General features: G+C 43.0%; 11 protein-coding genes. 1 reads left to right on the forward strand and 10 read right to left on the reverse strand.

Annotated elements, in window-relative coordinates; translation table 11 throughout:
* Positions 1–41: 41 nt before the first annotated feature.
* The 3 genes from NSQ68_RS22370 to NSQ68_RS22380 all read right to left on the reverse strand — a co-directional run bounded on the left by NSQ68_RS22370 (position 42) and on the right by NSQ68_RS22380 (position 3,061).
* Positions 42–632, reverse strand: coding sequence for a TetR/AcrR family transcriptional regulator (locus NSQ68_RS22370; protein WP_307353514.1), 591 nt, complete (start codon positions 630–632; stop codon positions 42–44).
* Between the two features lie 122 nt (positions 633–754).
* On the reverse strand, positions 755–1,576 hold the full coding sequence (locus tag NSQ68_RS22375; RefSeq protein WP_342427226.1) for an SDR family oxidoreductase: 822 nt from the start codon (positions 1,574–1,576) through the stop codon (positions 755–757).
* A gap of 531 nt (positions 1,577–2,107) precedes the next feature.
* Positions 2,108–3,061: an aldo/keto reductase gene (locus NSQ68_RS22380; RefSeq protein WP_307353512.1), complete on the reverse strand. Its 954-nt coding sequence runs from the start codon at positions 3,059–3,061 to the stop codon at positions 2,108–2,110.
* 157 nt (positions 3,062–3,218) lie between these two features.
* Between NSQ68_RS22380 and NSQ68_RS22385 the strand changes: the two genes are divergently transcribed.
* On the forward strand, positions 3,219–3,884 hold the full coding sequence (locus tag NSQ68_RS22385) for a TetR/AcrR family transcriptional regulator (protein WP_114495293.1): 666 nt from the start codon (positions 3,219–3,221) through the stop codon (positions 3,882–3,884).
* Between the two features lie 157 nt (positions 3,885–4,041).
* Here NSQ68_RS22385 and NSQ68_RS22390 read toward each other — a convergent pair whose 3' ends face one another.
* The 7 genes from NSQ68_RS22390 to sigW all read right to left on the reverse strand — a co-directional run bounded on the left by NSQ68_RS22390 (position 4,042) and on the right by sigW (position 12,359).
* Positions 4,042–4,302 (reverse strand): hypothetical protein, encoded by a 261-nt coding sequence (locus tag NSQ68_RS22390; RefSeq protein ID WP_342427227.1) that lies wholly within the window; start codon positions 4,300–4,302, stop codon positions 4,042–4,044.
* A gap of 329 nt (positions 4,303–4,631) precedes the next feature.
* Positions 4,632–6,464: a glutamine--fructose-6-phosphate transaminase (isomerizing) gene (gene glmS / locus NSQ68_RS22395; RefSeq protein ID WP_342427228.1), complete on the reverse strand. Its 1,833-nt coding sequence runs from the start codon at positions 6,462–6,464 to the stop codon at positions 4,632–4,634.
* Between the two features lie 632 nt (positions 6,465–7,096).
* Positions 7,097–8,437, reverse strand: a complete 1,341-nt coding sequence (gene glmM / locus NSQ68_RS22400; RefSeq protein WP_342427229.1) for a phosphoglucosamine mutase — start codon at positions 8,435–8,437, stop codon at positions 7,097–7,099.
* A 60-nt stretch (positions 8,438–8,497) separates the two neighbouring features.
* Entirely contained in the window at positions 8,498–9,967 is a 1,470-nt protein-coding gene (locus NSQ68_RS22405) for a CdaR family protein (protein ID WP_342427230.1), read from the reverse strand.
* A complete protein-coding gene (cdaA, locus tag NSQ68_RS22410) occupies positions 9,964–10,797 on the reverse strand; it encodes a diadenylate cyclase CdaA (protein WP_013312127.1) in 834 nt (277 codons plus the stop codon). Before cdaA ends, NSQ68_RS22405 begins: the two co-directional genes overlap by 4 nt.
* 221 nt (positions 10,798–11,018) lie before the next feature.
* On the reverse strand, positions 11,019–11,642 hold the full coding sequence (locus NSQ68_RS22415) for a zf-HC2 domain-containing protein (RefSeq protein ID WP_307353483.1): 624 nt from the start codon (positions 11,640–11,642) through the stop codon (positions 11,019–11,021).
* A 150-nt stretch (positions 11,643–11,792) separates the two neighbouring features.
* A complete protein-coding gene (gene sigW, locus NSQ68_RS22420; RefSeq protein ID WP_342427231.1) occupies positions 11,793–12,359 on the reverse strand; it encodes an RNA polymerase sigma factor SigW in 567 nt (188 codons plus the stop codon).
* Positions 12,360–12,399 lie beyond the last annotated feature (40 nt).

Here is a 12,399-nt window from a genome sequence, read left to right on the forward strand (position 1 = left end):
TGTTATCGAACTTCCTTTGAGGGCGGTTTTTAGCCATCTACCTACGTTAAATCTCTAAGAGTTACAGCATTCCAACACAAACGGATTGCACCACTTACGCTCTCACTGCTTAACTCGAAGATTCCGTGTAGATGGGCCTTGAGCATATAAACAAATGTGCCGTAATGCATCTGCACCATCATTTTCGGATTCATCGGGATAAATAACTTCTCCTGAATGGCTTCTTGATATAACTCGTTCATTTGCGCACACCATCCGCCGGTATAGACTTCTTGCTTTACCTCTTCGTAAATGTAAGGCGAGAACGAATACTGCTCAATAAATTGAAAGCCCTGAGGATATTGTTTCCCAAGTTCGATAACCCGATTCCAACCCAATTCAAACTTTTCACGAATCGTTGTGCCCTTCAGTAAGCCTTCTCGCACATACTCTCCATTAAACGTAACAATGGCTTTGTACAATTCGTTAACGATATCCTCTTTACTTTTAAAATAATGATAGATATTCCCAGTCGATACACCAGACTCCTTGGCGATAAGCGACATTGAGGTAGCCTGTAATTCCTTTCGGATGATGATGTTAAGTGTTGTTTCAAGGATAGCCTGCTGCACCTTGTTATAGTTCTCAAACATTAGGATATCCTACTCCCATCATAAGATCGAATGTTCATTCTAACCTAACATACACCTCATACAATCTGCAGTCAAGATTTTCAGATCAGTCTGGCGTTATGACAAAGCGTTTCATAATGGGCTTACATATAATCCTTAGCGATCGTCTCCAAATATTCGTCAATGGACACAGAATTTCTAAGTGCCATCAAATCATTGCCTGCTGTTCCGATGACAGTGCGAAATTTATTGCTCTCTCCAGTCGCCAAAGCGGCAATGGCATCGACGATAATCTGAGGATCATCCAATGTAGAGCTGGATTCCGCATGATTCATTAAATTCTGAACTTTCGTCATCAGATCATCGTAATCATGTATGTTATCATCTCGGTTCCAAGTAATACTGTTCTTGAAATTATTACCTTTAGAACCTCCCTGTTCTATCAATCTAAGCTCGATATTCAACGACTTCAGTTCGTAATAAAGACCTTCCGTCAGTCCTTCCAAAGCAAATTTTGACATATTATAGAGAGATCCGAGCGGTACGGCTGTCGTGATTCCCATAAAAGAGCTAATATTGATGAACATGCCTCCACCATTGGCTCTGAAATGTGGTATAAATTTACGAATGACATTGATTGGTCCTCGCGTATTAACGGCGAATTGCCAATCGATAGCTTCCTCTTGGGCTAATTCCAGCGGACCGTAAGTCCCAATACCTGCATTATTGATGACTACGTCGATCTTACCGAACGTGGCAATGGCTTGATCTACAGATGTTTGAACTTCATGCACATTGGTGACGTCCAGTTTGAAAATTTTGATATTATCGTAATCAGTAAGCTCCGTTTCTTTGTCGGGTGTACGCATGGTTGCAGCTACGTTCCAGCCCATTTCAGCAAACCGAATCGCCGTAAGTTTTCCCAAGCCTGAACTGGTTCCCGTAATAAAAACTGTTTTACTCATGTTAACACCTCCAAGTTATAGATTGAATGTTCGTTCTATATCAATAACGATTTAGATCGAATGTTCATTCTATTATGATACAGGATTCGATTACTGTCAAATACCTCAATCGTAAGCCTTTTTCTCTCCTTTACCCACATAAAAAAGACCTAAAGAAATAATCTATCGTCGGGCTCTATTGAATTATGAGAACACAACTTTATTGTATTTTTTTCAGTTAGAACTCAACTTTATTGTTTAGTGTTCGGTGAAAATAAAGTATTAGACTGGAGTCATTGATTCAACGCGGTTTTTGAATTAAAGAATCTTTAGCTTTTGAAAAATAAGTTTTAGACTGATCCATAAATAAAAGCAGCAGCGAATCCAGACTTGATAAATAAAGTCTTAGACTGCTGCTGTTGTCGTTGAACTAACGTTTCCCGTTAGCTTAATCGCCCTTACTTTTAAAACTTCGATCGTAATCTGCACTACATCAACATCCGCTGTGATTAGGATTTATATTTAGCATTATTCCGCAACAGGATACTACTATTAATAACGACCACCAAACGCATTTGGACTAACAGCATCAATACGGGCAAAATCATCAGACGTAAGATGAATATCAAGTGCCTTGATATTATCCTCCAAATATTTACGGCGTTTCGTACCAGGAATCGGCAATGTGCCTCTTTCTACTGTCCATGCTATTGCTAGTTGAGGTACCGTACAGTTCTTTTCTTTGGCGATTTCCGCTAGTTTATCAACGATGTTAATATTCTTTTGGAAGTTCTCACCTTTGTAACGTGTAAAAAGATTGCGCATATCATCAGCTTGGAAGTTCTCATTCATATGACGTTCCCCCGTAATAAAGCCTCTGCTTAGAGGACTGTAAGCTACAAGTGTGATTCCTAATTCTTTTACGGTAGGTAGAGCTTCTTCTTCAATTTCCCGACTCCAAATGGAGTATTCCGATTGGACTGCGGAAATAGGGTGTACTTCATGCGCTTTACGAAGTGTAGATGCACTAATAACTGATCCATTTAGGCCATTAGAAAGACCAAGATAACGTACTTTACCTGCTTTAACTAAGTCAGCCATAGCACCAACTGTCTCCTCAATTGGAACATTAGGATCTACCGCATGTTGATAATACAGGTCGATATAATCGAGACCAAGACGTCGAAGGCTTTCATCAATAGCTTTCTTTACATAGTCCGGGTGTCCTCCGATGAATTCCCAATTTGGACCATACGAAAACTTGGTAGCGACAATTGCCTGTTCTCTTCGTCCCTTCAACGCTTTTCCTAATAGCTCCTCATTATGGCCGTTGCCATATGTATCAGCAGTATCAAGCAAAGTTACCCCGAGATCAAGCGCCCGATGAATGGTTTTAATGGACTCCTCATCATCAATGGCGCCATATATGCCGGGGGACATTCCCATCATACCCAATCCGATAGAAGAAACGACGATATCGCTGTGACCGAGTTTTTGCGTTTTCATTTAGTTACCTCGCTTTTTATATGTTTTAGCTTCGAGTTACATCTTAGCATAAAGGCATTTACACAGTAAACACTTTTAATCATTTCTGTATATTCTGCAAAATATGTTTGTGCCGAAAGCGAAATTCCGGTTATAATAAAAGTAAGGGGGGCTTTATGTGAATAGCCAGATATCAGATAAAAAAAACGAAACACGAGCTAAGCTTATGAATAAGCTGCTTCCTTATTTACGAAAAAATGGCCTTCAGTCCGTTCGGATGGACGAAATTTCTAGAGTAATGGAAATAAGCCGAGCGACTTTATATAAGTATTTCTCAACCAAGGAAGAAATTGTCGAGTTCATCGTAGATGGTTTTATTGAATACATGAAGGAACTGACTCACAACCCTTTGGATTCGGTTCAAAGTTTCGGTACTCGTTTTTTGCAAATATTTGAACAAACCATATCTCTAGTCGTTTATTTCTCGGATATTATCCTTCAGGACCTCGAAACCAGTTACCCGGATTTATTTGATCGCTTTAATGAAGCTATGAAGGAGCGAGAAGAGAAGATACTGGCTTTCTTTGAGGAAGGTAAACAAAAAGGGATTTTCAATCAACTTAACGGCAGGCTATTAATAAAGCAGGATGAAATTCTAAGAGGGATGTTCGATGTTAAATTTCTGATGACCAATCAATTCACGGTTCAACAAGTTTTATATGATTATTTTCAATTAAAGAGGATTCAGTTGTTTAAGCCCGAAAAGCTGACAGCAATTGATGATGAAGTGTTGATGCCGAAAATAGAACATTTAACTCAAAAAGTGACCAAAAACCTTTTTTAACATTTACTAACGCGATACCACAATGATAAGAGGCCCACCAAATTAAATTAATGGGGGTTCTTCACTAACCTGCCCGTTAGCTTAATGAGGTCGCCCGATTGGTCTGCGGCGGCCTCATGATGTGTTTTCTGCGCTAACGTTTCCCGTTAGTTGAACGTTATATAATGATCTTCTCTGCTGAAGCATTAGTTAAATTCTCGATAGTAACTTTCATACAGCTTTCCACTGTATCTGTTAATGAATTTGTAGAGTAGAGAACTCCCCAAAAGCCCTTCTCCCCTATTATCTCGCTTATTTCTTCATCATATTCAATCCATTTGAAGACCTGTGAGGTAAATAAACCATCCTTAGAGCGTTTAATTATCTGTGCTTTATAGACCCCGCTTGGGGATATGATTTCCTTAATTACACTTTCCATTACTGTTCACGCCTTTTCTGAACTATCCTGCTAATTAGCTTAAATGTAGCATTGTCAGTCTAATACTTTATTTTCCCAGTCTACAACTTTATTTCCTTAGTCTAACACTTTATTTTTCAGTCTAGAACTTTATTTTCTTTTGACATTTAGTACATAACTTTATTGTCTGTAGACGCCTTCCTAAGCTAAAAAGATCCCGATATATCATCGGGATCTTTCTTGATGTTTGTAAAATGACTAGTTCCACACTTTTTTACTGGTTCCACACTTTTTTTACTGGTTCCACACTTTTTTTATCATCAGACAATTGTTTAGCATTTTACTAAAGCTTATTCTACGGTAACGCTTTTCGCCAGGTTACGTGGTTTATCAACATCATGACCCAGTGCAAGAGAAGCGTAGTAAGCCAACAATTGAAGAGCTACAACTGAAATAGCAGCCGACAGAATTGGAAGTGTCTTCGGAATTGCAAATACCTGATCCACGGACTTCAACAACTCAATTGCTTGCTCTTCGTACGTAATCGCAAGAACATCTGCACCACGAGCCTTGACTTCCTTAATGTTGCTCACAGTTTTCTCCAACACAGATTCCTGTGTTACCAAAGCGATAACCGGAATTCCGTCTTCGATCAATGCCAGTGTACCATGCTTCAATTCGCCCGCTGCATAAGCCTCGGAATGAATGTAGGAGATTTCCTTGAGCTTCAGGGAGCCTTCCTGTACTACAGCATAGTCCTGACCACGACCAATAAAGAACAAGTGCTTGTGGCTTGCAATTTGCTCAGCATAGGCTTTGATCGCATCTGCTTTACCCAGCATCTCTTCCACTTGCTCTGGCAGAGATTCCATAGCAGCCAGCACATGGGCTACTTGCTCATCCGTTTGTGTGCCACGCACTTGAGCGAGATACAAACCAAACAGGTAGAACGCAATCAACTGCGAAGAATATGCTTTAGTGGAGGCTACGGCAATTTCCGGTCCTGCCAGTGTAACCAACACATCATCTGCATCACGGGCGATGGAGCTACCGACTACGTTTGTAATCGCCAGTACATGAGCGCCGTTTGCTTGTGCTTCACGCAGTGCTGCCAACGTGTCAGCAGTTTCACCGGATTGGCTCACCACGATCACCAATGTCTCTGGTGTTACGATAGGTGAACGATAACGATATTCGGAAGCCACATCATTTTCTACCGGTATACGAGCCAGACTTTCAATAACTGTACGACCAATCAAACCAGCATTGTAAGCTGTACCACACGCAACAATTTGAATGTTGCGGATATTTTTAATTTGTTCTTCTGTCAGCTTCAGCTCAGGAAGAACAACTTTTTTAGTATCTTTATCGATACGGCCCAACATTGTGTCACGATAAGCCTTAGGCTGCTCGTGAATTTCTTTCAGCATGAAATGCTCATAGCCGCCTTTTTCTGCTGTTACAGCATCCCATTCGACATGAATCATTTCCCGAGAAATAAATTGGCCTTCGATTGTCATTAATTCGACAGCATCACTGGTCAAAACAGCCATTTCGCCATCGTTCAAAATAAACACATTGCGTGTATACTTCAGAATAGCCGGAATGTCGGAACCGATAAAGTTCTCGCCTTCTCCCACACCAATAACCAGCGGGCTAGCTTGACGAACAGCAACCAGCTTATTAGGCTCATGCTCTGTCAGCACACCCAGTGCAAAAGCACCGCGCATAAAGGTAATTGCTTTTTGTACTGCTTTAACGATATCCCCTTTATATTCACGCGCAACCAGATGGGAAATAACTTCGGTGTCCGTTTCGGAAATAAAGGTATGACCTTCGCTGATCAGCTGCTCCTTCAGCTCTAGATAGTTCTCAATAATTCCGTTGTGAACTACAGAGAACTTTTGGCTCTCATCCAAATGTGGATGGGAGTTTTCATCAGAAGGCTTACCGTGCGTTGCCCAACGTGTATGTCCGATACCTGCATGGCCTACCAACGGCGTACCATCCAGTTTAGCTTCCAGATTCGCCAGACGACCTTTAGCCTTGGCTACTTGCAATCCTGAATCTGTAAACACAGCAATACCCGCAGAGTCATAACCGCGATACTCCAGCTTCTTCAACCCGTCAATCAATACCTCTTGCGTATTCTGATTACCAATATATCCTACAATGCCACACATATTCGTTATCCTCCCGATCATCATTTCACAAGACGACTCATCACAGGACTAACGTGTGCGGTAGATTGTGGAATAAAGTTCATTCATCTATGAAGTTGTCAATGATAACTATAGAATTTACAGGCATCTCTTCACGAATGTAACGAAATTCCCAAACCGCGCACGCCAATGATGATGGCCGTACATTCATGAAATGAATCTTATAATTTAGGTTATAAAATAATATAGGCATCTACCGGTGCGTTGTGTAAACAGTTGCCTGTTCATTTTCCGCTGCCGGTTTACGGCTTGATGCTTCACCGGAAGGTCCCCGCCGAATGTTTCGAACACCTTCACCTCGTCAGCTTGTTTTGTCGTGAACCGATTTAAGAGCAACTTTATCTCAACTGAATCCGTTGCTTCTCCACCAAGTTCCCCCGCACAAAATCAAGCTCTGGCGCTTGTATTACGTTACCTTACGACCCTCGCTTTCTCTATCTGAGTCACAGCATCCCTATATTATATTCAGCTAAGTATCATTTGGCAATGACACTTTATTCATAATTACACCATGAAGGCAATAAATCGTTAGTAAATAACCGCAAACGCCGTTGCCTGCTTCTTTTTCACAGGCAACCGACGTTTACAAAATTTTAAACTAATTCTTTCTTCACGACATCTACGATCTGTCCGACAAATTGCTCCAGCTCATCTTTATCCGGGCCTTCGGCCATCACACGAATGAGCGATTCTGTGCCTGAAGCACGGACCAGTACACGCCCATTATCGCCCAATTGTTGTTCCACCTGCTCAATTGCTTCTGCAATAGCAGGATTCCCCTCGTAATTGCGTTTGTCCTGCACACGCACATTTACGAGCACTTGCGGATACTGTTTCATGAGCGATTTTAGCTCACTCATTTTCTTGCCGGAAGCTTTCAGGGTATCTACCAGCTGAATCCCGGTCAGCATGCCATCGCCTGTCGTATTGTGATCCAGGAAAATAACGTGACCAGACTGCTCGCCACCCAGATTAAATCCACCCCGACGCATTTCTTCCATCACATAACGGTCCCCGACCGCAGTTTTTGCAGTCTTGAGTGCCAGCTTTTCAATAGCTTTATAAAAACCGATATTACTCATCACTGTCGATACAATGGTACTGTCCTTGAGTTTTCCAGCGCGGTTCATTGCATCTCCGCAAATGCAGAGAATATAGTCGCCGTCTACCTCTTCCCCGTTCTCATCAATTGCGATCAGACGGTCGGCATCGCCGTCAAAGGCCAGACCAATATCCGCTTTCAAGCGGCGCACTTCCTCTTTCAGCTTTTCAGGATGGGTCGAGCCGCAATGATCATTGATGTTCAAACCGTTGGGCTCGGCACCGATGGTGTGCACCTCAGCTCCCAAATCTGCAAAAAGCTTCGGCGCCAGCTCATAAGCTGCTCCGTTTGCACAATCCAGTACAATTTTTATTCCTTCAAAAGAATGGCTAATTGTTGTTTTCAAAAACTCCAGATAATCGTAACGGGAATGCTCGTCTACAACAACCGTTCCCAATCCGCCGCCGATCGGACGAGGCAGTTGGTCTTCTTTTGCATCCATGAGCTCTTCAATTTTCAATTCCGTTTCGTCTGTCAATTTAAAACCGTCACCGCCAAAAAACTTAATGCCGTTATCTTCAACTGGATTGTGGGATGCTGAGATCATTACACCAGCATCAGCTTTCAATTGACGTGTGAGATATGCCACCCCAGGCGTTGAAACAATACCTAGGCGAACCACATTAGCCCCAATGGACAGCAAACCGGCGACAAGAGCCGATTCCAGCATCAAACCGGATATCCGTGTATCCATACCAATAACAACTGTCGGTTTCTCTACATTACCTGCTAAAACATATCCGCCGCAGCGGCCAATACTATATGCCAGTTCGGCTGTAAGTTCCTGATTAGCAACGCCTCGTACACCATCTGTACCAAAATATTTCCCCATGTAAAATGACTCCCTTTTTTTGTCTAATAAATCATGATTATTTACTACAGATAAAACATGTTATGGCTGACTGTTCTCCGGGGTTCCATTCGCAGAAGAATCTGCGCCGTTATGAGGATTTGTTTTATCCTCCGCAGCTGCGTTGTCTCCGGTATTAGCGTCAGTGTTTCCACCTTGATTGCCTTGCCCCTCCTGTGGCCTCTCCTGCCCCTTATCGCCACTACCAGAAGGGTTTGATCCATTCTCACTATTCGGATTCGTTACAGCAGGCGTAGAAGGGCTCTCAATGTTGATCGTTGCCTTTAGTTGGCTGACATTCCCGGCTTGCGTAATATATTTAGGCAAGCCTACTTTCAGAGTAACCTCGTGTTGACCAGCCGCGAGGCCACTTACATCTGCCACCAAACTAATATCATCATTGGTTAAATTGTTTACCAGATCCTGCGGGCCCTTCACAGTAACATCCATCGTCTTGCCTGCGGGCGCTGTAACAGTCGCAGTCGCTCCATCTCCTGCACCTTGTAAAATGATTGGGATGCCTGACAGCGTCCGTTCCGTATCTGTGACTTCATTGGAAGGAACGACAGTCACCTGAATTTGTATGGACCCTGGCTCGATTTTATCAGAACCTGAGGGGGCTGCCAAATTAGCTTGAACTGTACGGGTCCCCGCTTCCGTAAATTGACTTAAATCCAATGTAGCCGTGACGTAAGAGCTAAGGCTGCTCAATACATCCTGCGATGCATATACCGCCGCTTCCTTCACGTTTGCATTCACTTTAGAAAGCGTCAATCCGTCTGGCAACTCTCCGGAATAGACAATCTTAACAGGCACAGATTTCGCCTGCTGAGTTACCGGAATTTCAACGGACACAGTGGATGGCTCAATGACCGCTCCTGTAAGTTCCTGTCCCTTTTTATTATAAGCCTTCAGCTTTACACGCTTCTGTTCAAACTTTTCTGAGATACCATCCGTATTAACAGCCCCCTGAACGGCAGTGACGGTACTCAACTGGCTTTTGGGCAAGGTAACCTTCACGGTTTGAGGAGCAATTACAGGCTTACCAAGCTGCAGTCCCGCATCCGGGTTTCCTTTAGGAACTATAGATACATTAAATGATTTCGTTTGTTTTTCCTCAATCGTCACTGTAACACGGTTAGGAGTCATAGATACCAACTCCACTCCATCCGGCAAGTCCGGTTCGAGTGACAATGTTTTAGTACCTGCTCCTAAGCCGTTTAAGTTTAGCTTTGCTTGATAATTATCTGCGAAAAAGGAAGTCAGCACAGAGCGCTGTCCTCTGACCTCCATCTTAACATGGTCAGTATCCATGGTTGACAATACATATTTTGAATCATCCAGACCACTGGCCTGAATGGCTACATTATCAATCACTTTATTATTATAAGAAACGGTCAGCGTAGATGAAGGTGTACCTGTATCTAGATGGACCATTCCCCACAGCAGGATAGCAACCGCAAGCGCCAATATCTTGGAAATCGTATTATTGTTAATCCATTTGTCCATCATGAATTTCCACGGCCTCCCCTCCGATTCCAGAATGAGCCGCGTTTTTCCTTCAAAGACGGTGTTGGCCGCAACTCCTCATACAGCTTGGAGATTAGGGATTCTTCCTTAATATCGCGCACGACCTGTCCATTAATGGCTAAGGAAATTTGCCCTGTTTCCTCTGATACCACGACAGTTACGGCATCCGTTACCTCACTCACCCCAATCGCAGCCCGGTGACGGGTTCCCAGCTCCTTGCTAATGAACGGATTTTCCGATAATGGCAAATAACAGGCCGCAGAAGCAATCTGTTTATTTTGAATAATCACCGCACCATCATGCAGAGGTGTATTAGGAATGAAGATGTTAATTAGCAGTTCAGAACTGACTACAGCCTGTGTCTTGATACCAGACTCCGTATATTCGTTTAGCCCTGTCTCGCGCTCAAATACGACCAAAGCTCCTATTTTCCTACGTGATAAATAATTCAGCGCCTTAATCATTTCTCCGATTAATTTGTTAATCTCTTCATCATCCGCAGACGAACGCCCAAATAGTTTGCCACGCCCCAACTGTTCTAGTGCACGACGTAACTCAGGCTGAAAAATAATAAAGATAGCCACCACACCAAAGGTGAACATCTGGTTCATCAACCACTTGAGCGTATACAAATCAAACCAGGTGCTAACCGCCCAAATGACAACCAGAAACAGAATCCCTTTCAACAATTGAACTGCACGCGTACCTCGAACAAGTAAAATAAGCTGATACATAATATAGGTTACGATCAAAATGTCGATAATATCTTTAATGGACTCTTTCCAAGTTAGGTCCGCAAAATAATCCAACATGCGCATGCCCCCGCAATTTTCTGTAGTGAGTGGGTGTAATATGTACACAGTATGCTCTCTCTATCTAGGTTATAACGATCAGGCTCACGTTGCAAGCCGTGTGACAAAAGAACCGCTAAAATCAGTAAAATACAGTACAATTCGCCAGCTTCATATACAAAAAAACGCCTTTTCCAGCGGAAAGAGGCGCTTGATATCGTCCTTGCCATTTCAAGCTTCTTTTATGGAGAAGAAGGTCCCCCGAATAAATCAGTAACCTTGTACCAAATCCAATCCAAGGTTTGATCAATACTTTTAACCTGTCCTGCAATATGGGCGGTGGACGCTTGATAATAAGAACCATCAATTACAGTTACATTTCCTTCCACTTCGCCGTATACACGGGCTTCACCATTTTGCACTGTTAAATCTCCGGCAATGGATTTCCCTTCAGGCACAATCACAGTATCGCCCTGAATAACAACTTGATCCAGGTGACTTCCTTTGACTACCAATTGATGGTCCGTGCTAGAAAAGCTGGCCATGCTTGAGCATATAACAATAAGGAAGAAGGCGGCGGCTGTTACAGCGGGATGCCTTTTCACCCAAGTAAGCATAGGCACCGCAGTCTGTCTTTTATGCGGCGGCAAAGCATTCATAATGCGAAATGTCAGCTCATCCGATACACACGGCACTTGGTGGTAGCGTGTACCATAAAGCATCGCATCCGTCCGCTCCAGCTCTTTAAAACGCATGCGGCATTCCGGGCAGTCTAACAAGTGCTGTTCCAACTCATGTTTGTCCTGCTCAGACAGGTCGCCATCTAGATAGTCATGCATAAAAGAGACGGCTTGTTTGCAATCCATATGAGCCAATCCTTTCTAATATTCTTCCGTGTTTCTCAACATAACATGCTCCGGCTTAGAAACTTTGCTCATCTTACATACGTTACAACGAGCATTATGTTTCATAAAAACATCTACGCAGACTCTTTTCCTAGAATCTATGCGGATGATCTATAGCTTGTGCTCCAGTTTTTTGCGCAGAAAATCCCGTCCCCTGTGTACTCTCGTCTTAATAGTGGTGACTGGGAGATTGAGCACATCGCTGATTTCCTGTAAGGAAAGCTCCTGCAAGTACCGTAAAACCATAATCGTTCTGTATTTATCCGGAAGGCTGTCGATGGCGTCATGAATCAAAGCCTGTGTTTCGGACAGAAGCGTACTCCCCTCAGGGGTAAGCTCTTCACTGGCGAGCATGGCGTACCCATCGACACCTTCCTGATCATTCATTTCAGCATCAAGTGAGTATGTAGGTTTTCTCCTTCGCAGACGATCAATGCACAAATTTGTAGCAATTCGATAAATCCAAGTTGAGAATTTCTGTCCATGATCGTATTTTTCCAAATTACGATACACACGCAAAAAAGTTTCCTGCACCAGATCCTCCGCCTCATGGCGATTACCTAGCATCCGGTAGGAAAGATGAAAAATCCGATCTTTATATAACTCGACTAACTCCGCAAAAGCTCGCTGATCGCCTTTCTGTATCAGCCTTACCAAGCGGCTTTCCATATTATCCACTCTATACTCCCCCAGACTTGCTGATGGGTTACTTATTACA

The organism is Paenibacillus sp. FSL L8-0158 (assembly GCF_038592965.1).
In the GTDB taxonomy this organism is placed as follows: domain Bacteria; phylum Bacillota; class Bacilli; order Paenibacillales; family Paenibacillaceae; genus Paenibacillus; species Paenibacillus polymyxa_D.